General features: G+C 70.4%; 20 protein-coding genes. 11 read left to right on the top strand and 9 right to left on the bottom strand.

Annotated features, from left to right (window positions below):
* The first annotated feature begins 329 nt into the window (after window positions 1-329).
* The gene (gene uppS, locus ACFUN8_RS15445) at window positions 330-1,061 is read left to right on the top strand and encodes a polyprenyl diphosphate synthase (protein WP_383636672.1); all 732 of its coding nucleotides are present in this window, start codon (window positions 330-332) and stop codon (window positions 1,059-1,061) included.
* Entirely contained in the window at window positions 1,058-2,542 is a 1,485-nt protein-coding gene (locus tag ACFUN8_RS15440) for an oxygenase MpaB family protein (protein ID WP_383636577.1), read from the top strand. Before uppS ends, ACFUN8_RS15440 begins: the two co-directional genes overlap by 4 nt.
* Window positions 2,543-2,602: 60 nt before the next feature.
* Here ACFUN8_RS15440 and ACFUN8_RS15435 read toward each other — a convergent pair whose 3' ends face one another.
* Window positions 2,603-3,850, bottom strand: coding sequence for a hypothetical protein (locus ACFUN8_RS15435; RefSeq protein WP_383636574.1), 1,248 nt, complete (start codon window positions 3,848-3,850; stop codon window positions 2,603-2,605).
* 233 nt (window positions 3,851-4,083) lie between these two features.
* On the opposite strand from ACFUN8_RS15435, the gene ACFUN8_RS15430 reads away from it, so the two are divergent.
* Window positions 4,084-4,647 (top strand): dihydrofolate reductase family protein, encoded by a 564-nt coding sequence (locus ACFUN8_RS15430; RefSeq protein ID WP_383636571.1) that lies wholly within the window; start codon window positions 4,084-4,086, stop codon window positions 4,645-4,647.
* 44 nt (window positions 4,648-4,691) lie between these two features.
* Here the strand turns inward: ACFUN8_RS15430 and ACFUN8_RS15425 are convergent, their stop codons facing one another.
* Window positions 4,692-5,324, bottom strand: coding sequence for a DUF2461 family protein (locus ACFUN8_RS15425; protein ID WP_383636568.1), 633 nt, complete (start codon window positions 5,322-5,324; stop codon window positions 4,692-4,694).
* A gap of 343 nt (window positions 5,325-5,667) precedes the next feature.
* On the opposite strand from ACFUN8_RS15425, the gene ACFUN8_RS15420 reads away from it, so the two are divergent.
* From ACFUN8_RS15420 to ACFUN8_RS15390, 7 genes are all read left to right on the top strand, one after another.
* Window positions 5,668-6,522, top strand: a complete 855-nt coding sequence (locus ACFUN8_RS15420; protein ID WP_383636565.1) for a HipA family kinase — start codon at window positions 5,668-5,670, stop codon at window positions 6,520-6,522.
* Window positions 6,519-6,902: a DUF3037 domain-containing protein gene (locus ACFUN8_RS15415; protein WP_364974716.1), complete on the top strand. Its 384-nt coding sequence runs from the start codon at window positions 6,519-6,521 to the stop codon at window positions 6,900-6,902. Before ACFUN8_RS15420 ends, ACFUN8_RS15415 begins: the two co-directional genes overlap by 4 nt.
* A 159-nt stretch (window positions 6,903-7,061) precedes the next feature.
* Window positions 7,062-7,823 carry a 3-oxoacyl-ACP reductase FabG gene (fabG, locus tag ACFUN8_RS15410; RefSeq protein ID WP_383636561.1) on the top strand — a complete coding sequence of 254 codons (762 nt, stop codon included), beginning with the start codon at window positions 7,062-7,064 and terminating at the stop codon, window positions 7,821-7,823.
* Window positions 7,824-7,840: 17 nt separating this feature from the next.
* Window positions 7,841-8,617, top strand: a complete 777-nt coding sequence (locus tag ACFUN8_RS15405) for an SDR family oxidoreductase (protein ID WP_383636558.1) — start codon at window positions 7,841-7,843, stop codon at window positions 8,615-8,617.
* Window positions 8,618-8,726: 109 nt separating this feature from the next.
* Window positions 8,727-10,307 (top strand): ABC transporter substrate-binding protein, encoded by a 1,581-nt coding sequence (locus ACFUN8_RS15400; protein ID WP_383636555.1) that lies wholly within the window; start codon window positions 8,727-8,729, stop codon window positions 10,305-10,307.
* Between the two features lie 79 nt (window positions 10,308-10,386).
* Complete coding sequence (locus ACFUN8_RS15395; RefSeq protein ID WP_382571371.1) at window positions 10,387-11,070, top strand: uracil-DNA glycosylase; 684 nt, start codon at window positions 10,387-10,389, stop codon at window positions 11,068-11,070.
* Between the two features lie 135 nt (window positions 11,071-11,205).
* Window positions 11,206-11,667: a hypothetical protein gene (locus ACFUN8_RS15390; RefSeq protein WP_383636552.1), complete on the top strand. Its 462-nt coding sequence runs from the start codon at window positions 11,206-11,208 to the stop codon at window positions 11,665-11,667.
* Window positions 11,668-11,735: 68 nt separating this feature from the next.
* Here ACFUN8_RS15390 and ACFUN8_RS15385 read toward each other — a convergent pair whose 3' ends face one another.
* The 5 genes from ACFUN8_RS15385 to ACFUN8_RS15365 form a co-directional block, all read right to left on the bottom strand.
* Window positions 11,736-12,392, bottom strand: a complete 657-nt coding sequence (locus ACFUN8_RS15385) for a GPP34 family phosphoprotein (protein ID WP_383636549.1) — start codon at window positions 12,390-12,392, stop codon at window positions 11,736-11,738.
* Window positions 12,393-12,454: 62 nt separating this feature from the next.
* Complete coding sequence (locus tag ACFUN8_RS15380) at window positions 12,455-13,156, bottom strand: DUF3159 domain-containing protein (protein WP_383636546.1); 702 nt, start codon at window positions 13,154-13,156, stop codon at window positions 12,455-12,457.
* 76 nt (window positions 13,157-13,232) lie between these two features.
* On the bottom strand, window positions 13,233-15,125 hold the full coding sequence (locus ACFUN8_RS15375) for an alpha/beta fold hydrolase (RefSeq protein WP_383636543.1): 1,893 nt from the start codon (window positions 15,123-15,125) through the stop codon (window positions 13,233-13,235).
* Between the two features lie 60 nt (window positions 15,126-15,185).
* Complete coding sequence (locus tag ACFUN8_RS15370; protein ID WP_383636540.1) at window positions 15,186-15,815, bottom strand: TetR/AcrR family transcriptional regulator; 630 nt, start codon at window positions 15,813-15,815, stop codon at window positions 15,186-15,188.
* A 223-nt stretch (window positions 15,816-16,038) separates the two neighbouring features.
* Entirely contained in the window at window positions 16,039-16,488 is a 450-nt protein-coding gene (locus ACFUN8_RS15365; RefSeq protein WP_383636537.1) for a hypothetical protein, read from the bottom strand.
* A gap of 207 nt (window positions 16,489-16,695) precedes the next feature.
* Between ACFUN8_RS15365 and ACFUN8_RS15360 the strand changes: the two genes are divergently transcribed.
* Window positions 16,696-17,601 (top strand): Gfo/Idh/MocA family protein, encoded by a 906-nt coding sequence (locus ACFUN8_RS15360; RefSeq protein WP_383636534.1) that lies wholly within the window; start codon window positions 16,696-16,698, stop codon window positions 17,599-17,601.
* On the opposite strand, the gene lnt is transcribed toward ACFUN8_RS15360, so the two are convergent.
* Both lnt and ACFUN8_RS15350 read right to left on the bottom strand, forming a co-directional pair.
* On the bottom strand, window positions 17,525-19,135 hold the full coding sequence (gene lnt / locus ACFUN8_RS15355; protein ID WP_383636531.1) for an apolipoprotein N-acyltransferase: 1,611 nt from the start codon (window positions 19,133-19,135) through the stop codon (window positions 17,525-17,527). The two genes, ACFUN8_RS15360 and lnt, sit on opposite strands and share 77 nt — an antisense overlap.
* Window positions 19,136-19,315: 180 nt before the next feature.
* Entirely contained in the window at window positions 19,316-19,774 is a 459-nt protein-coding gene (locus ACFUN8_RS15350) for a nuclear transport factor 2 family protein (RefSeq protein WP_383636528.1), read from the bottom strand.
* Between the last annotated feature and the right edge of the window lie 97 nt (window positions 19,775-19,871).

Raw genomic sequence — 19,871 nt, 5'->3', positions numbered from 1 at the left:
GGGCCGCATCGGCGGGTGCTGGTCGTTCGTCTGTGCGGCATGGCCCACGTTGGGATGAATGTCGAATGATCGTGCTCCGCCGACGGGCGGGTCCCGGCACGCTGTTCCTTGTCGATCCGGTCTGACACCCGCACCGCACGCATGCCCGGGGTGCGGCCGCCGATCTTCAGGCCGGTGGTGTGCAGGCCGGTGGTGTTCGTGGAGGCAGGTGAGGAGTCCGCGTGACGGTTGAACGGGCCATCGACCCCACTGCCCTTGAGCCCGTCGGCCCCGCTGCCTTTGAGCCCGTCGGCCCCGCTGCCCGCGGCCCTGGCAGCGCGGACCCCCGGGTGCCGGTCCCGCGGCACGTCGCCTGTGTGATGGACGGCAACGGCCGGTGGGCCGCGCTCCGGTCGTTGCCGAGGACGTCGGGTCACCGTGCCGCGGAGGCGACGGTGATCGACGTCATCGAGGCGGCGCGGGCCGCCGGGGTTCAGTGGCTGAGCCTGTACGCGTTCTCCACCGAGAACTGGCAGCGCCCGGGCAGCGAGGTCGACTACCTCATGCGGCTGGTGCGCCGCGTGGTGCGCAAGCATGCCCCGCTGCTGCAGGCGCGGGGGATCCGCTGCCGGTTCCTCGGCGTCACCGACTCCCAGATCCCCGCCGAACTGGCCCGGGACTTCGCCGATCTGACGACGCTGACGAGCCGGAATCGCGGCATGACGCTCACGGTGGCGTTCGACCACGGCGGACGCTCGGACATCGTCGAAGCGGCACGCTCCCTGATCCGCAACCAGGTGCGGGCCGAAGCGGTGAGCGAGGAGAGCTTCGCCGCGCACCTGCCCCACCCCGACACCCCCGACGTGGACCTGGTCATCCGGACCTCGGGGGAACAGCGCATCTCCAACTTCATGCTCTGGCAGGTCGCCTACGCCGAATTCATCTTCCCCCCGGTGCTCTGGCCGGACTTCGGAGCCGCGCACTTCGTGGAATGCCTGCACACCTACCGGCAGCGCAGCCGCCGCTTCGGCGGTCTGGCACCCCAACTGGCCCCCCAAGCAGACGGAGCATCCCCACCGTGACGGACACCGCCGCCCCCGGCTCCCGCCCCAGCCCCAGCCCCGGAACACCCGCGGACCCGCCCGCGGATCCCTTGTTCGGTCCGGGGTCGCAGTTCAACTCGTTGTTCAACGACCCGCGCTGGGCCCTGGCCATGATCCGGGCGACCGTGCTGGAGGCCGCGCACCCGCAGATCGGCGCCGCCCTCCTGGACAACTCGACCTTCGTGGCGCACCCCTGGCGGCGGCTGCGCAACACCTTCCAGAGCATGCAGCGCATGTTCTGCGCCGACGACCACGCCCGGCAGCGGGAAGCGGCCCGTCTGAACCGGCTGCACGCGCGGCTGAACGGCACCGACGCCCGCAGTCGGCCGTACGACGCGATGGACCCCGGAGTGCGGGCCTGGGTGGTGGCGACCTTGTTCGAAAGCGCGGTGACCATGTGCCGCCTGGGCGGACAGCCCCTCGAACAGGCCACCATGGAGAAGCTGTACACCGAGTTCCAGGCGTTCCTCGCCACCATGGGCGACCAGGCCGGCCATCTGCCACCGACCCTGAACGAGTTCTGGCCCTACTTCGACCGCATGGTCGAGGAGGAGTTGGAGAACACCGAAGCCCTGCGCATCATCCTGTACAAGCTCTTCGACCACCTCCCCGCGCCGCCGGTACTGGACGGACTGCCCACGGTGTGGGCGGCCGGCCGCACACTGGCCGGACCTGTCATCGGCGCCATCACCGTGGCCTCCCTTCCCGAACCGTTCCGCCGGAAGGCTGGCCTGCCCGAGATCCCCGGGGCGCGGACGCTGATGCAGAGCGCCTATCTGGCCGCCGGTCTGGCACGCTTCCTGCCCGACAGCTGGATCCAGGCCGAAGGCATCGCGGGGCTGCTCCTTCTCCCGCCCGACAGCGACGACCCTCGCGCGCGAAGCGTCACCGCGGTGCGGGACGCGATGAAACGAGCCGGTGCCTTCATCAGGCTGGTCACGCCCCTTCCCGCACAGCCCGAACCGGCGCGGGTGCCCGCGCCCCGCCGCAGTGCCGAGGAGTTCTTCCACGCGGTGCTGGACCAGACCGGCGACGGCTACCTGGACTGGCCCGACCTCGCCGCCATGGCCAGGGAACTCTCCGGCCGCCTCGACCTGGACGAACCGCAGGAGACCCGCCTCTACAACGCCTACGCCCAGTGGTGGCAGGAACTCCAGACGGCCCTCGACACCGACGGCGACGGCCGCGTCAGCGCCCAGGAATACGCCGCGGCCGTCCCCTCCCTCGCCGGCCCCGCCCTCATCCGAGTCGCCGAGGTGCTCTTCGACGCCACCGACAAGGACGGCGACCAGACCATCGACGCGGACGAGTACCGTGCCCTGTTCCGCACGGGCTTCCAGCGGGACATGGACAACCCCGGGGGAACGTACTCGCGCAGCGCGTTCCTGAAGGACTTTCTCTCCTTCATGGCGGGCCGTCAGCGCTCAATTGCCTATGACCCCCTGCTCACCGAGGCCTAGATCCCTGCGGGATCGGGCGGCGGCGCTTGCGGATCATCTTTGTTGGTTCACCGAGCTCGGTCACCGGCGACGGCGTACGACGAGGACGGTGCCCGCGCCCAGGACGACCGCCGCGGCCGCCGCGCCCGCGATCGGGAGTGTGGAGGAGGAGCCGGTCGTCGCGAGATTGCCGCCGGTCGTGGCCGTACCGGCACCGCCGGCCGACGACGACCCGCCCGTCGAGCCGGTCGAGCCGGTGGAACCGCCGCCTGACCCGCCGCTCGACCCGCCGCCTGACCCGCCGGTCGACCCGGCGCCACCGTCCGCGCCGCCGGTCGCACCGCCGCCCGTCGAGCCCGGCTCCCCGCCGGTGACCTCCAGCGTGATGGGGGCCGTGTCGTTGGCCTTGTCGGGGTCGAACGGCAGCTTCCTGTTGCTCAGCGCCACCGAGCCCTTGGCGCCCGGCACCTTCTTGTCGATCTTCAACTTGAAGGTGAAGGTCGCCGTCTCCAGGTGTTCCTGCGGGCCGGTCGTGAGGCCGCAGTTGTACGCCTTGCCCTTGGCCTTGCAGTAGAAGTCGGGCTTGACGACCGACGTTCCGGCGGGGAGCGTGACCAGGACGGAAGTCCACGGAGTGCCCGGCTTCGACCAGACCCAGCCGGGGCCGGTGTTGGCGAAAGTCACCTTCATCGTCACCGTGTCGCCGGGCTTCCCCCGCAACGCAGCGCCCGTCACCTCGTAGTCCGCCGTGTTGACCGACGTGACGGGCACCCTGAACCGGTCCGTGGACCCCGTACCCCCGGTCGGCGACTCGATCAGTTCGATCTCCGGTGCGGTGCCCGGAACCGGGGTGCTGTTCTCGTCCGGTGGCGGCTCGTAATCCGTGACGGTCACCCACATCTCGTCGTCGAAGGCGTGCTTCTCGGCCTTGACGGCGAACGGCTTCTGCGGCGTGTAGGCGACGCCCGGCTTCACCGCCTCGTCGAACGCGCATATCGCGATCCACCGCTCGGGCATCTCGTCGTACGCACCGACGTACTGCTTCCGGCAGTTGGAGGGAACCTCGGGGAAGGCGAGACCCCGGGTGGCGGTGTACTTGATCCACACCTTGTCGACGGTCGTGGCGCCGTTGTTCACCACGGTGACCGGCAGATCGACCGGGCTCCCCGGTGTCACTCCGGTGATCGGCTTGATGTCTCCGAGGACCAGGGAGGGCGGCGCCTCGTCGCCCACGGCAGGGGGAGCGGCGCCCAGCGCCACAAGCCCGGCCGCACCGAGGGCGGCGACGGCGGAACGGGGGACGCGGCGTCGGTACGGCGGGGTCGGCATTGACGGAATCCTCTGTCGGGACAGCTGAACGGAAGGCGTCTTTCAGGAGAACGGCCACCTGTACCCCCTAGACACCTACCGGTCCCGAACAGTTGCACGTGTCGGCGGAACGATGAGCGCGCGGCCGAGCCACCGAGCACGAGGACCGCGTTCGAACTCGGATCGCGCACCGATGAGTTTCCGGCGGCGCGCCGGTCTGTACGCGTGAGACCGACTCACGGAAGGCTGGCCCCATGCGGAAACTGATCTACGGCATGAACGTGTCCCTGGACGGCTACATCGCCGCGCCCGGCGACGACATCGGCTGGGGTGCGCCGAGCGACGAGCTGTTCCAGTTCTGGTCCGACCAGTTGCGGGCGACCGACGTGTCGCTGTACGGGCGCAAGCTGTGGCAGACGATGAGCTCCCACTGGCCGACCGGCGACCAGCAGCCGGGCGCCACCCCGGCGGAGATCGAGTTCGCCCACCGCTGGCGGGACATGTCGAAGGTGGTGTTCTCCTCGACGATCGACACGGTCGACTGGAACACCCGCCTGGTCGGCGGTGACGCGGTCGCCGAGATCACCCGGCTCAAGGCCGAGGACGGCGGCCCGATGGAGATCGGTGGCGCGACGCTCGCCGGGGCGGCCATGCGGGCCGGGCTGATCGACGAGTACATGCTGGCCACCGCGCCGGTCCTGGTGGGCGGCGGTACGCCGTTCTTCGCCGCGCTGGACAGCTGGGTGAACCTGAACCTGGTGGAGACGCGGACGTTTCCCAGCGGCGTGATCCTGACCAGGTACGAGACGAGGCGCTGAGCGCCCGTCCGGGAGCGCTGCGTGGCGGGTGTCGCGCCGCGATGTCAGGCGGCGCGCTTCACATGGCGGACCAGCCACATCAGCAGGGCGTCCAGGTCGGCGGCGGCCGACAGGACCCGGTCGACCGCCTCGGGGGTGTGCAGCCACTCCTCGCAGCCGAGGGGACGGGCGGCGATCAGCGAACGGTGGCGCAGCAGGTTCGTACGGGGGTGGTCCGTCGGGTAGCCGCGCGGGGGGCGTTTCATCACGTCCCCGGAGAGGTCGTAGCCCTTCTTCCGCACGTCCTCGACGATGGCGGACAGTTCGCGGCCGCTCCCCTCGGAGGCCACGGCTCTGCGGAACGCGTCCACCTGGCCGGGATCGGGATACCACCAGGCGCCCTGGATCCGCAGGCCGTCCAGGGAGAATCGGAGATTGATCTCGATCTTGCGGCCGAGCCGGATCACCGCGCCTTGGTGCTGCCACCACCAGGAGTCGGTGCGGTAGTGCCAGACGGAGAAGTCCTCGTACCGGGGGTCGGTGTCCGCGACCTCGTTGAGCAGGGCGATCATCGGCTGCCGGACCAGGCGTTCGCGGTCCGCGCGGTAGCGCTCGCGGGTCGCGTGGGTCGGTTCGCCCTGGAGCTGCCACAACACGTCCATGGCCTGCTCCGGCCAGCCGGTGAACTGTCCGCGCATGCGCGCAGGCTAGCTCACCCCACTCATACCTGGCGTCCTTCGCCGAGGCGCAGCCCCTGGGCCACGTCGCGCAGCGGCGCGGTCACCCGCTCGGCCTTGGCGCCGGCGGCTCGGGCGTTCCTCACCGACGATCACCCTCGGTTACTATGCTCACTCCGTGCCGGGGGGGCGGAAGTATGGGGCGCACCGCGGTCGACGGGCCGACGGCGAGGCAGGGGAGGGACGGCATGCCCGCCGAAACCCCCAGATTCTCCCCAGGGTCGTCGGCGGAGGATTCCGCCGCTCCCCGCCCCCAGTGGGTATCCGTTGTTTCCAAGGTTGATGAGATGGGTGGCCTGGGAGAATGTTGAGTGAGGTCATCGCGACCCGCTATGTCACGCCCCTGCGTGAGGGCGGTTCGCTGCCGGGGATCGTCGAGGCCGACGACCTCGGGACGTACGTCATGAAGTTCACCGGCGCGGGGCAGGGCCGCAAGACGCTCGTCGCCGAGGTCATCTGCGGGCAGTTGGGGCGGCGGCTCGGGCTGCGGGTGCCGGAGTTGGTCACCATGCAGCTCGACCCCGTCATCGGTCTCGGGGAGCCCGACCAGGAGGTGCAGGAGCTGCTCAAGGCGAGCGGTGGGCTGAACCTCGGGATGGACTTCCTGCCCGGATCGCTGGGCTTCGATCCGCTCGCCTACGAGGTCGGCCCGGCCGAAGCCGGCCGGATCGTGTGGTTCGACGCGCTCATCAACAACGTCGACCGGTCCTGGCGTAATCCCAACATGCTTGTCTGGCACGGGGACACCTGGCTCATCGACCACGGCGCCACCATGATCTGGCATCACAACTGGCCGGGCGCCGCGGCCTCGGCCGCGAAGCCGTACGACGCGTCCGACCATGTCCTCGCGCCGTTCCGGCCCGACATCGCCTCGGCCGCCGCGGCGCTCGCGCCGCTGGTCACCGAGGAGCTGCTGACCGAGGTCACCGCCGACGTGCCGGACGAATGGCTCGTGGACGAGCCGGGGTTCGACTCCACCGACGCGGTACGACGCGCCTACGTGGCGGCGCTGCTGCCGCGCGCGGCCACCGTTCACGAGCGCCTCACGCTCGACGCGCCCACCAGGACGCGCCCCTCGCAGGCCCCCGGCTGGCTGACCGAACACGCCACGCCCTGGCCGCATCCCACGAAGAAGAACAGCGGAGGCGAGGGCAGGTGAACGGACGTGATGTGTTCGAGTACGCGCCGCTGCGCGTGGTGCCGAGGGTCGAGCGCGGGGAGTTCATCAACGCGGGTGTGCTCGTCTACTGCCGCGCCAAGTCGTTCGTGGCCGCCCGTACGCACCTGGACGAGTCCCGGCTCAAGGCGCTGGCGCCGGACGCCGACGTGGCGGGGGTGCGGGCCGCGCTGCGCGCCGTCGAGGGCGTCTGCGCTGGTGGGGACCCGGCGGGGCAGGCGGCACGGGACGACGCGGGAAGGCGGTTCCGCTGGCTGATCGCGCCCCGCTCGACGGTCGTCCAGCCCGGCCCCGTACACACGGGTCTGACGCTCGACCCGTCGGCGGAGGTCGAGCGGCTGCTGGATCTGCTCGTGCGCTGAGGCGCTCCTGCGCGTGTTCGCCGTGTGACATACGTTCGGCGCCCCCGTGGGCCGTTGACACCAGGTGTCAGGGCTTCTAGCGTCACGGCAGCTGAATACTAAGCGGTCGCTCAGTGCTCTCGCGCCGGACGCCGCGATCCAAGGACGAGGAGAAGCAGCATGTCGACCACCGAGCAGCGTGTCGCCGTCGTGACCGGGGCGGCGCGGGGCATTGGCGCCGCGACCGCCGTACGTCTCGCGGCCGAGGGCCGGGCCGTCGCCGTTCTCGACCTGGACGAGGCGGCCTGCGCGGAGACCGTCGGCACCATCACCGCCGCGGGCGGCAAGGCCCTCGCCGTCGGCGCCGATGTCTCCGACGCCGCCCAGGTGGAGGCCGCCGTCGCGCGCGTCGCCGCCGAGCTGGGCGCGCCCACCGTCCTCGTCAACAACGCCGGTGTGCTGCGGGACAACCTTCTCTTCAAGATGAGCGAGTCCGACTGGGACACCGTGATGAACGTGCACCTCAAGGGCGCCTTCCTGATGGCCCGCGCCTGCCAGGCGCACATGGTGGACGCGAAGTTCGGCCGTATCGTCAACCTGTCCTCCAGCTCGGCGCTCGGCAACCGAGGCCAGGCCAACTACGCCGCCGTCAAGGCCGGCCTCCAGGGTTTCACCAAGACCCTGGCCAAGGAACTCGGCAAGTTCGGCGTCACCGCCAACGCCGTCGCCCCCGGGTTCATCGTCACCGAGATGACCGCCCAGACCGCCGCCCGCGTCGGCATGGGCTTCGAGGACTTCCAAGCCGCGGCGGCCACCCAGATCCCGGTCCAGCGGGTCGGTGTCCCCGACGACATCGCGAACGCGATCGCCTTCTTCACCGGCGAGGACGCCGGATTCGTCTCCGGCCAGGTGCTGTACGTCGCCGGCGGACCCCTCAACTGAACCGGAGAGTGAGCGACATGACGGAACAGCCGAAGGACAGTGGCCGACCCGACAGCGGCAAGGTCGCGCTCGTCACCGGCGCCAGCCGGGGTATCGGATACGGCATCGCCGAGGCGCTCGTCGCGCGCGGCGACCGGGTGTGCATCACCGGCCGCGGTGAGGACGCGCTGAAGGAGGCCGTGGAGCGCCTGGGCGCGGACCGTGTGATCGGCTTCGCCGGCAAGGCCCACGACGAGACGCACCAGGCCGCCGCGGTGGACCGCGTGATGGACGAGTTCGGCCGCGTCGACTATCTGGTGAACAACGCCGGGACGAATCCGGTGTTCGGCCCGATGGCCGACCTGGATCTCAACGTGGCGCGCAAGGTGTACGAGACCAACGTCATCTCGGCCCTGGGCTTCGCGCAGCTGACCTGGCGCGCCTGGCAGAAGGACCACGGCGGTGCGATCGTGAACATCGCGTCGGTCGCGGGGGTGTCCGCGTCGCCGTTCATCGGCGCGTACGGGATGAGCAAGGCGGCGATGGTCAATCTGACCCTCCAGCTGGCTCACGAGTTCGCGCCCGGCGTGCGGGTCAACGCCATCGCGCCGGCGGTGGTCAAGACCAGGTTCGCGCAGGCGATCTTCGAGGGCCGGGAGGCCGAGACCGCGGCCGCCTACCCGCTCGGGCGCCTCGGGGTGCCGGAGGACATCGGCGGCGCCGCGGCGTTCCTCACGTCCGACCAGTCGGACTGGATCACCGGACAGACGCTGGTCGTCGACGGCGGTATTTTCCTCAATGCCGGTGTGCACTGACACGCTTTGTAGGTAAATGCTTCAAGTGCCCCATCGGACATGCATATTGAACCGATGGGGCGCTGCGGTATGGTCGGCCGACTCGTGGCCGAACAAGGAGCGTGCGCACGTGTTCAACCGGACCAGTCTGCAGGCGGCTGCAGCCCTCGCGTCCATATCCCTGCTGGCCGGATGTGGCTTGTTCTCGGCGGACAGCGCCGGAGAGGATCAGAAGATCACGATCGGCACCACCAGTTCGCCGAGCACGCTCGACCCGGCCGCCGCGTGGGACAACTCCTGGGAGCTGTACCGCAACGTCTTCCAGACCCTGGTCGCCTTCCCCACCGGCAGCACGACTCCACAGCCCGACGCCGCGGACAACTGCAAGTTCACGGACTCGACGAACAAGGTCTACCGCTGCCGGCTGCGCGAGGGACTGACGTTCTCGAACGGCAACAAGCTCGACGCCGAAGCCGTCAAGCACTCGTTCGACCGCATCGTGAAGATCAACGTGAACGGTGGTCCCAACGGGCTCCTCGCGTCCCTCGACGATGTCACCACGGACGGTGAGCTGACCGTCACGTTCAACCTGAACAAGCCCGACGCCACGTTCCCGTTCGTCCTCGCCGCCCCCGCCATGTCCATCGTGGACCCGGCCGAGTACCCGGCCGGCAAGCTCAGGGACGACGGCGAACTCACCGGCTCCGGCCCGTACACGCTTGAGTCGTACACCGCGGGCAGCGACGCCGAACTGGCCGAGAACACCAGCTACAAGGGCTTCGCCGACCGCAAGAACAAAGCCGTCAAGATCCAGTACTTCCAGGACTCCGACAAGATGTTCGGCGCCCTGAAGAACAAGGAGATCGACGTCATCTACCGAGGTCTGACCTCGGAGGAGGTCGTCGAGCTCGAACAGAAGAAGGAAGAGAACGACCACCTTCAGCTGATCGAGACCGTCGGCGCCGACATCCGTTACCTGGTGTTCAACCCCAAGGACACGTCGGCGGCGAAGCTGCCCGTGCGGCAGGCGGTGGCCCAGGTGGTCGACCGTGACGCGCTGGTCGCCAAGGTCTACCAGGGCACGGCCGAGCCGCTGTACTCGATGGTCCCCAAGGGCATCTCCGGGCACGCCACGAGCTTCTTCGACAAGTACGGCGACCCGGACGTCGACAAGGCGCGCGACATCCTTCAGGACGCCGGCATCGACACGCCCGTGCCGCTGACCCTCTGGTTCACCACCGACCGTTACGGCTCCGGCACGGTGGCCGAGTTCGCGGAGCTCAAGCGCCAGCTCGAAGCTTCCGGCCTCTTCAAGATCACACTGAAGAGCAAGCCCTGGAAGGACTTCCAGGCGGGCTTCCAGAAGGGCGAGTACCCGGTCTTCGGCCGTGGCTGGTTCCCCGACTTCCCGGACCCGGACAACTTCGTGGCCCCCTTCGTCGGCAAGAACAACGCGCTCAGCACGCCGTACGAGAGCCCCGAGATCACCAACGAGCTTCTGCCGCAGTCACGGCGCGAGAGCGACCGCGGCGCGGTGATCGAGCAGTTCGAGCGCGCCCAGGAGATCTTCGTGGACGACGTGCGGCTGCTGCCGCTCTGGCAGGGCAAGCTCTACGTCGCGGCGTCCGAGGAGATCAGCGGCGGGGAGCGGGCGCTCGACCCGCAGACGGTCATGCAGCTCTGGGAGTTCAGCCGCAAGGCCAGCTGGTAGCCGTCCGCGGCGGTGATTGTCAGTGGTCACCGGTAGGTTCAGGAGTGGACCAACTGATCGCTTACCGGAGGTTGTTGACGTGACCGACACCGACATGCTGCCCGAATCCTGGCGCGGCGTCCTCGGCGACGAGCTGCAGAAGCCCTACTTCAAGGAGCTCACCGAGTTCGTCGAGGAAGAGCGGTCGAAGGGGCCGGTCTACCCTCCGCGCGACGAGGTGTTCGCCGCGCTCGACGCCACGCCGTACGACCGGGTGAAGGTCCTGGTCCTCGGCCAGGATCCTTACCACGGCGAGGGCCAGGGACACGGTCTCTGCTTCTCGGTGCGGCCCGGTGTGCGCACGCCTCCCTCCTTGCGGAACATCTACAAGGAGATGAAGGAGGAGCTGGGCCACCCGGTCCCGGACAACGGATATCTGATGCCGTGGGCCGAGCAGGGCGTCCTGCTGCTCAACGCCGTGCTGACGGTGCGGGCCGGCGAGGCCAACTCGCACAAGGGCAAGGGCTGGGAGCAGGTGACGGACGCGGTGATCCGCGCCGTCGACGCCCGGCCGGATCCCGCGGTCTTCGTGCTCTGGGGTGCCTACGCGCAGAAGAAGCTGCCGCTGATCGACGAGACACGGCACGTGGTCGTGAAGGGCGCGCACCCGTCGCCGCTGTCGGCGAAGAAGTTCTTCGGCTCCCGCCCCTTCACGCAGATCAACGAGGCGATCGCCGCGCAGGGACACCAGGCGATCGACTGGCGCATCCCCGACCTGGGCTGACCGGGCACCGCCGCGCCCGGCGGTCCGCGCCCGGCGGTCCGCGCCGGGCGGGTGAGCCTGTGCGGGATTGCCGGTCGCTGCGGTTAGCGTCGGGCCGGACGGGATCGACCGGACGGGCGCGGGAGGCGGCAGGCGATGGAGCAGCGCGAGGTGTCGGAGGACGCCGTCCTGACCAGGATCGGCCAGGCGGTCATGCTGCTCCACGGCGGTGACCGCGAGGAGGCGCGCAACCGGTTCGGCGAGCTGTGGACCGAGATCGGCGAGTCGGGCGACCCGCTCCACCGCTGCACGCTCGCGCACTACATGGCGGACACACAGGACGACCCCGGCGACGAACTGGCCTGGGACCTGCGCGCCCTGACCGCCGCCGAGGCCCCGGCCACGGCCGGTACGTCGTCGGCGGTACGGGCCTTCTACCCCTCGCTGCATCTCAACCTCGCCGCCGACTACCTGAAGCTGCGACGCCCCGACGCGGCACGGCTCCACCTCTCCCGCGCCCGCGCAGCGGTGAACGTGCTCGGGGACGACGGGTACGGGAACGGCGTACGGACAGCGATCGGCCGGCTGGAGCGGCAGCTGCTGGACGACAGGAGCTAGGTCCTGTCCGGGCGATCTTGCCGGTCCGGACAGGACCTGGGGAAACGTGGGGACTCCGGGGCCGAAGCTCAGGAGTTGCTCCAGCCGCCGCCGACCGCCCTGCTCGACAGGTACGAGTCGCGCAGCGATGAGCGCAACTTGGGGACGGCCTTGTCGAAGCGGTCGGCGAGCGCCTTGAGTGTCCGCTTGTGCTCGCTCACCTCTTTCCGGTGAAACACACTCGTCAGCTCAAGCTCCTTCGCGAACACCGCCATGGTCAGCTCGTCCATGGGGACCGTCGCCGGATCCGAGCCCGACATCACGACGTCGCGTACTCGTGCCCGCAGGTCGAGCACCTGCTGGGGGTCGTTGACGGTGACATGGCTGCCGGCGACCAGGCCCAGCAGCTTCTTGCGGGTGACGGTGATCGTGCCCGCCGCCGAGAGCTGCTCCTGGACCGGCGCCTCCGCCGTGTGGGCCTTGTTGTGCACGAACTGAAGCCAGCCCTTCGGCTTCTCCCCGGGCAGGTCGCCCCACACCCCGGCCAGGAAGGAATCGCTCGGCGGCTCGTCGGTCAGCCGGACGACCTTCCTGCCTTCGACACCGAGCAGCCCGCCGAGGACCATCTCGGCCAGCGCCCCGGCACGCAGCAGTTGGCCACGGCCCTGGAGATCCCCGAGCTTGAACTTGCCCTCGTCCACGGTGTAGGTGAGCAGGTAGAGCCGTTGCGGCAGTGACTGGAGCATCGCTTGTCCTCCGAAGTGCTCGCTGATGACGGATCGGACGGGGACGGCAGGCGGCAGCTGGATCAGGCGAGCCGCTGTACGGGGTTGGCCTTGAGCCGCTTGGCGGAGCGGCGGGCCGCCCACAGCACCACCAGGAGCGCCAGGCCGAGCAGCGGGTAGCCCATCGCGATCTTCGTGACGGCCAGCCAGCCGGTGGCGTCCTGCTCGTACAGCCACTCCTGCACGACGAACCGGGCGGCGAAGACGGCCGTCAGGGCGAGCGTGGCTATGTCGTAGTAGCGGATGGAGGGCTTGTCCTGCAGCCAGGCCGTCCCCGTACCGTTCAGCGCGCCCCAGACCAGTCCGGCGAGGGGCCGCCGCACCAGGACGGAGAGCAGGAAGATCACGCCGAGGGCGAGGTTGGACCAGATACCCAGCAGGAAGAAGCCCTTGGCCGAGCCGGTCTGCCAAGCGACCGCCGACGCGACTCCGACACCGAACAGGCCGGAGAGGGCCGGCTGGATCGGCTCCTTGCGCACCAGGCGCAGCACCGAGATCGCGACCCCGACGCCGACCGCGGCGCAGATGGCGGGCGTCAGCCCGAGGGAGGCGTTGGCGAGGACGAAGACAACGATCGGCAGCATCGTGTAGACGAGGCCGGTCGTGCCGCCCATCTGCTCCAGCATCGTCGGTTTCGGGTTCTTGTGGTGGCCCCGGTCCGGCTCGCCGGTGGAGGTGGAGGTGGAGGTGGAGGTGTGGATCGTACGGTCGAAGTCCTGTGTCATCTGCTCTGCCTCATTTCGTCGCGATTCCGTCGCGCTGCCTGATCAGCTCCGGTCCTGCTGCCCCGTCAGTGCCGCTTCAGCGCGGCTTGAGGTGGCGCGCGAGGAACTGTTCGGCCGCGCGGTACATCTCGATGTTGTTCTCGGGATTGACGAAGCCGTGGCCTTCGTCGTCCTTGACCAGGTACTCGACCTCGACGCCGCGGGCGCGCAGCGCGTCGACGATCTGGTCGGACTCGGCCTTGACGACGCGGACGTCGTTGGCTCCCTGGACCACCATCAGCGGCGTACGGATGTCGTCGACGCGGCTGATGGGCGAGCGGGCCCACAGGTCCGCCGCCTGCTCCGGGATGTCGGGGTCGCCGGCGTAGCGGTGCCAGTTGTTGGTCAGTTGGTTCTTCACGAACTCCGGCACGGTCGCCAGGAAGCTCGCGAGGTTGGAGATGCCGAAGCAGTCGATGGCCGCGGCGAAGACGTCGGGGGTGAAGGTGACGCCGACCAGCGTGGCGTAGCCGCCGTAGGAGCCGCCGAAGATGGCGACCCGGTCCCGGTCCGCGTACCCCGTGTCGACGGCCCAGTCCACGGCGTCGATGAGGTCGTCGTGCATCTTGCCGGCCAGTTCACCGATGCCGGCCTTGAGGAAGGACTTGCCGAATCCGGCCGAGCCGCGGAAGTTGACCTGGAGCACCGCGTGGCCGCGGTTGGCCAGCAGCTGCGCGACCGGGTTGAAGCCCCAGGTGTCGCGGGACCACGGGCCGCCGTGGACGAGGAGGACCAGGGGCAGCGCGGACGGCTCCGCCCCCAGGGGCAGCGTCAGGTACGACGGGAGTGCCAGCCCGTCCCGTGAGGTGATCGTGACCGGTGTCATCGGAGCCAGTGCCTCGGGGTCCAGATGCGGGTACGGCCGGAACAGCAGTCGGCTCTCGCCGGTGGAGTGGTCGTAGTAGAAGGTGGCACCGGGGTCACGGTCATGGCTGAAGCTGACGACCCAGCGCTGTCCGCTCTCGTCGGACGACACGGCCGACAGGTCGCCGTCGGAGAGCTTCGTGAGATGTTCCAGTACGTCGGCGAAGTGCGGGTCCAGGGGCTGGATCACCTGCCGCTCGCCGCGGTAGCGGACCGCGATCAGCTCGCCGGTGCGCCGGTCGCGGATGAGCGGCGACGGCAGCGTGGGGAAGACGTGTGCCTGGGTGTCGAGGTCGAAGACCGGGTGGCTGTCGATCTCGGTCTCCTCGCCCGTGGCCAGGTCGAGCCGGACCAGCCGGGTCCGGTCGCTGTTCCGGTTGGAGCCGAGCCACAGACCGGTGCCGTCCGGGGTGAGCTGGAACGGATACACACCCAGCGGGTAGTCGGCGCCGTCGACCGTGACGACCGGAGGCGACTTCTCCGCGCCGGGGCGCCACTTCGACAGTTCCATGTCGCCGTCGGCCGCCAGGGACCGCGTGTACAGATCACCGCTGGGCGTGTAAAGAAAGTCGGCGACCTGGCCGGGGTTTTGCGCCAGCATCGTCAGCTCACCCGTGGCGATGTCCACCTCGTAGAGGTCGAACTCGGCGGGATCCCGCCGGTTCAGCCGCAGCAGCGCCTTGCCCGGCCGGGAGACGCTCGTCTCGAAACCCATGACCCTGGCGCCGGGGAAGGGGGTGAGATCGACCGCCTTCGCGCCCGGGTCCGTCAGGTCGACCCGGTGGACGTGCCAGTTCTCGTCACCGTCGCCGTCCTGCTCGTAGAGCAGCCAGCGCGGGTCGTCGGTCCAGTGGTAGATGTGCACGCTGCGGTGGTCGTCCGCGGTGACGCAGCGCGCCTCCTCGTCCGTGTCGATGCTCTCCACCCAGACGTTCAGCCGCCCCCGCCAGGGCGCCAGGTACGCGAGGGTGGTGCCGTCGGGTGAGATCGACGCGCCGGCCTTGATCGGCGAGCCGAAGAGGTCTTCGACGGCGAGGTGGGGGACCGCGGGTGAGACGGCGGACATAAGACACTCCTTCTGGCTGTTTCCCAGATCGGTCGACAGGTTTTTCGGGGCTCGGGGGCCTCACGCGACGGGGTCGCCGACGACTCCGCCGGTGGCTCTTCGGATCGCCTGGGCGAAACGCCGGGCGACGGCCGTCGCGTCCTTGAACTCGGGGAGGTCCTCACCGGCGAGGACGGCGGCGCCGATGTACTCGTCCAGCACCCGCAGCACCGAGGCGGTCGTCGCGGCGTGCAGCCGTACCTCCAGATCATCGGACGGACGCCCGAGGCGGTCGCCGATGATCGCGCGCATCTCCCGCTCCGTCTGGTCGCAGGCCATCAGCCACGCCGTGCGGAGCGCCGGCTCGGTGTCGGCGAGCTTGATCATCTTCATCGCGAGCATCTCGTCGGCCATGTCGACGGGCGGTGCCTCCTGCCCGAGCCTGATCAGGTCGGCCGCCAGATGGTCTTCGAGGGAGAGATGTCGGGGCCAGTCGCGCAGCACCTTCGTCAGGGTGACGACGCCTTGCATGACGATCGGCTCGGCGCAGCTCTCCTTGCTGCGGAAGTGGCGCCAGATGGTGCGTGTCGAGAGGCCCACGGCCTCCGCGATCTGATCGCCGCTCGTGCCGGCCACCCCCTGGTCCCAGAACAGACGTGCCGCTTCCCGGGAGATCTCCAGCCGCAGGCGCGTACGCCGCTGGTCGCTCATCCCTCCTCCGCCGCGCTTTGTCGTCGTCATGGCGTCCCGTCACCCTTCTGTCGATGTCTTCAAGCGACATTGTGTCACTTAGTGACATGCGAGTCGAGTGTGTGAAGCCGGTCGGCGTCGGTTCCGAGGCGGTCGCGCTGTCGCAGCGGCGGCTTGACCTGCGGATTGGCCGGAATCGGTCACATTCCCGCGAGGGAGGGGGGAGGAGAGGAGCGGCGGGTGGTCAGTCGCCGTACGTCCGCTCGCAGAGACGGCTCTCCGGACTGCCCGGCGCCCAGCCCCCGTACCGCGTACCGAGCGCGCACAGCCCGGCGTCCAGATCGGGCAACGCCGTCGTCGGAGCCGCCGGGACGGGCCGTGCGGATGGTGCGGGAGGTGCCGGCGGTCGTACGGCCGTACGGCGCCGAGGCGGCTCGGGCGACGGCTGTACGGAGTCCGTCACGGCCGGCCGCGCCGGGAGCGTACGCCGGGGCGGGGCCGCGGCCTCCAGGACCTCGCGCGCCGACGGCTGCACGATCTGCGGCTCCACGGCGCCGGGCGTCGGGGCCTCGGCCCGTACGGCGCCGACGTCCGGGGCGGCGCCCGCCTCGGGCTCCACGGCCACACAGGCCGAGGCCCCTCCGACGGCCACACCGAGCAGGAGCAACGCTGTCGTTCTCGTCCGCCGTGTCACCGGGCCAACTCTGCTGGCCGCCCGGCGTGTCGGGGCCGTAACCGCCCGGAGTGACCCGCACGGGTGACACGGCCCGCCCAGGTGTTGCCGTCGTCGCCGAACGGTGATCCCCGCGGCGCCCGTATGCTGCGGATCAGGGTCCGCACGGCAGACCCTCGCGCACCGGCGCGTGAGACAGAACCGCGGCAAGGCGACAGGGAGAACCACGTGAAGGTCGGCTGCATAGGGCTCGGCGACATCGCGCAGAAGGCGTATCTGCCGGTGCTCACCACGCTGCCCGGGACCGAGCTGCATCTGCAGACGCGCACCCCGGCCACCCTCACGCGGGTCGGCGAGACCCACCACATCCCCGCCGAGCGGCGCCACGCCGACCTCGACTCGCTCCTCGGCCAGGGCCTGGACGCCGCGTTCGTCCACGCGCCGACCGCCGCCCACGCCGAGATCGTCACCCGGCTCCTGGAGGCCGGTGTGCCCACCTTCGTCGACAAGCCCCTCGCGTACGAACTCAAGGACTCCGAGCGGCTGGTGGCCCTCGCCGAGGAGCGCGGGACGAGCCTGACCGTCGGCTTCAACCGGCGCTTCGCGCCTTCCTACGCGCAGTGCCTGGAGCATCCGCGCGACCTGATCCTCATGCAGAAGAACCGCGTCGGCCTGCCCGAGGACGCCCGCACCCTCGTCCTGGACGACTTCATCCATGTCGTGGACACCCTGCGCTTCCTGGTCCCCGGCCCCGTCGAGCACATCGACGTCCGCGCCCGCACACGCGAGGGCCTGACCGAGCACGTCGTGCTCCAGCTCTCCGGCGACGGCTTCACCGCCATCGGCATGATGAACCGGATGAACGGCTCGACCGAGGAGATCCTCGAAGTCTCGGGACAGGACACCAAGCGCGCCGTCCACCACCTCGCCGAGATCGTCGACCACAAGGGCCAGCCCAGCGTCCGCAGGCGCGGCGACTGGGTGCCGGTGGCCCGGCAGCGCGGTATCGAGCAGTGCGTGCTGACGTTCCTGGACGCCGTACGGGCCGGGAAGACGCTCAGTGCCCGGGACGCTCTGCTGACGCACGAGCTGTGTGAACGGGTGGTTCTGGCGGTGCGGGCACAGGCCGCCTGAGCGACCGCGCGCCCTCGGCGGCGCACAGCGCCGCCAGCACGGCCAGCGCGCCGTACAGCGGCCAGTCGCCGTACTTGACGTACGCCGTGGTGCCGTGTGCCAGCGGAAGCTCGTACACGGCGCTCGCACCGGGGCCCGTGCCGAGCGGGGCACCGACCCGCTCGCCCTCCGGGCCGTACACCGCGCTCATGCCCGTGAGGGTGGCGTGCACCGTCGGGCGGCCCGTCTCCGCCGCCCGCAGCGCGGCCAGCGACGCGTGCTGCTCCGGCGCCCAGCTTCCCTGGAAGGACGAGGTCGACGACTGTGCGACGAGCACCTGCGCGCCGTCCCTGGCCAGTCGCCGGCTCATGTCGGGGAACGCCGACTCGAAGCAGATCAGCGGGCCGACCCGCAGCCCGCCCCGCCCCTCGCCGGGCAGCACCATGACCACCCGGCGGGTGCCCCGCACACGGTCCTCGCCCGCCGCCTTGCCCACCGACGTCGCCCAGCCGAGCGCCGCGCGCGCCGGGACGTACTCGCCGAACGGCACCAGCCGCATCTTGTCGTAGCGGTCGCCCGTCAGACCGTTCGGGCCCACCAGCACGGCGCTCTTGAAGATCCCGGTGCGCCCCGCCGCGTCCGTACCGGGAGCGTCCACGTTGACCAGGATCTCGGCGCCGACCTGCCGGGACAGCACGGCGAGGCGCGCCGCGAGATCCGGCCGGGTCGTCAGATCGTGGCCGACGCTGCTCTCGCCCCACACCACGAGGTCCAGATCCCGGCCGGCCAGCGAGCGCGTCAGCTCCTCGCCGTGGTCGAAGCGCCGCTCGACGCTGTCGGGGCCGCCGAAGACACCGGGCTGGACGACGGCGACGCGCACCTGCCCCGAGTGCGCCGGGCGTGGCGCCCACAGCCACGCGGAGGTCACGGCGACGGCGGACCCCACGAGCCCGGCGACGGCGACCGTACGGGCGGTGGACACCGTCAGCAGCACGGTCAGCGCGGTGTTCACGGCCACCACCAGCAGAGTCACCAGCCAGACGCCGCCCACCGAGGCGAGCCGCAGCGCGGGCGCGACCTCCCACTGACCGGCGCCCAGCAGCCCCCACGGACCGCCCAGCCCCTCGAACGACCGCACCGTCTCGATCATCAGCCAGCCCGACGGCACCACCGCCAGCGCGGCGGCCGTACGCCGGGGCGAAGGCCGCCCGCCGAGCATCCGCCGGACCAGCGGGCCCCACGGGGCCCACAGCAGCCCCAGCAGCCCGGCCAACAGCACGATGAACACATGGAGGCTCGGCATCAGCCAGTGATGGACGGCGAGCATGAAACCCAGCCCGCCGAGCCAGCCGTCCAGGGCCGCGCGTCGGCCCGTCGGAGCCGTACGTACCAGCAGCATCCACGGCACGAGGGCCCCGTACGCGAACCACCAGAGGCCCGGTTCGGGAAAGGAGAGCGCGGGCAGCGCGCCCGCCGCCACAGCCGCGGCGCCGCGCCACACGGGTGAAGTGGCGCGGCGGGCCCAGATCTCCCGCCGGCCGGCCGGAACCCGCATGCCGCGCCTCCTCGTGCCGCCCGATCCGCCGTCCGCCCGATCCCGGCCGGGCGTGGTGCTTGGCGATCAGTGTGCGGGAGAGGAGGCGTGCGACGACAGAGCGCCCCCGGCGCGTCAGCCCGCGCCTACGAGCCGCGCGCCCATGAGCCCCGCGTCCACGGCATCGACGAGCGCGCCCCGTCAGCCCTCGGTGGTGACACCCGCGCCACGCCGTGCCCGCTCCCGCGCCACGACGCCGTGCAGCCGCCAGCCGTCGTCCGTGCGGGAGAGGCCGAAGGTGTAACGGCCGATGGCGGCGGTCTCCTCACCGGACTCCGCGAACAGTGTGCTCAGGCAGTCGGCCCGCACCTCGGCACGGTCGCCGGGATATCCGCCGGCGTCCTGGAAGCTCAGCCGGCGGTTGCCGATCAGGTGCTGGCGTACGGGAAAACGGCCCAGGACGCCCGCGAGCCAGTCGGCGACCTCGGCGGCCGACCCCTCGATTCCACCGGCGCCGCGGTGGTCGGCGCGCCCGTCGGGAGTGAAGAGAGCGAGAAAGCCGGGCCAGTCGGCATCGTCCACGGCCATCGCGTAACCGCTGATCACCTCATCGATGGCCAGTTGGTCCATCACGGTCGCGAGATCCACACGCTGCGTCATCGGATCAGTCTCCGGCAGTGGAGGCCCCAGGCCAAGGGCTGAGCGGATCTGTCGATCATCCGGTCCATGGGAAAGGCCCGGCCACGCGGTGACACCG

Origin of the sequence: Streptomyces sp. NPDC057307 (genome assembly GCF_042667665.1) — a bacterium.
Classification (GTDB): domain Bacteria; phylum Actinomycetota; class Actinomycetes; order Streptomycetales; family Streptomycetaceae; genus Streptomyces.
The sequence above is the reverse complement of the archived record's forward strand: the minus strand, read 5'-3'. Positions and strand labels throughout refer to the sequence as shown.

Excerpts from the sequence above, each read along its gene's own strand:
- ACFUN8_RS15435 (WP_383636574.1), bottom strand. The coding sequence starts at position 3,850 with ATGCCGACCCCGCCGTACCGACGCCGCGTCCCCCGTTCCGCCGTCGCC.
- ACFUN8_RS15430 (WP_383636571.1), top strand. The coding sequence starts at position 4,084 with ATGCGGAAACTGATCTACGGCATGAACGTGTCCCTGGACGGCTACATC.
- ACFUN8_RS15425 (WP_383636568.1), bottom strand. The coding sequence starts at position 5,324 with ATGCGCGGACAGTTCACCGGCTGGCCGGAGCAGGCCATGGACGTGTTG.
- ACFUN8_RS15420 (WP_383636565.1), top strand. The coding sequence starts at position 5,668 with ATGTTGAGTGAGGTCATCGCGACCCGCTATGTCACGCCCCTGCGTGAG.
- fabG (WP_383636561.1), top strand. The coding sequence starts at position 7,062 with ATGTCGACCACCGAGCAGCGTGTCGCCGTCGTGACCGGGGCGGCGCGG.
- ACFUN8_RS15405 (WP_383636558.1), top strand. The coding sequence starts at position 7,841 with ATGACGGAACAGCCGAAGGACAGTGGCCGACCCGACAGCGGCAAGGTC.
- ACFUN8_RS15390 (WP_383636552.1), top strand. The coding sequence starts at position 11,206 with ATGGAGCAGCGCGAGGTGTCGGAGGACGCCGTCCTGACCAGGATCGGC.
- ACFUN8_RS15385 (WP_383636549.1), bottom strand. The coding sequence starts at position 12,392 with ATGCTCCAGTCACTGCCGCAACGGCTCTACCTGCTCACCTACACCGTG.
- ACFUN8_RS15380 (WP_383636546.1), bottom strand. The coding sequence starts at position 13,156 with ATGACACAGGACTTCGACCGTACGATCCACACCTCCACCTCCACCTCC.
- ACFUN8_RS15375 (WP_383636543.1), bottom strand. The coding sequence starts at position 15,125 with ATGTCCGCCGTCTCACCCGCGGTCCCCCACCTCGCCGTCGAAGACCTC.
- ACFUN8_RS15370 (WP_383636540.1), bottom strand. The coding sequence starts at position 15,815 with ATGAGCGACCAGCGGCGTACGCGCCTGCGGCTGGAGATCTCCCGGGAA.
- lnt (WP_383636531.1), bottom strand. The coding sequence starts at position 19,135 with ATGCGGGTTCCGGCCGGCCGGCGGGAGATCTGGGCCCGCCGCGCCACT.
- ACFUN8_RS15350 (WP_383636528.1), bottom strand. The coding sequence starts at position 19,774 with ATGACGCAGCGTGTGGATCTCGCGACCGTGATGGACCAACTGGCCATC.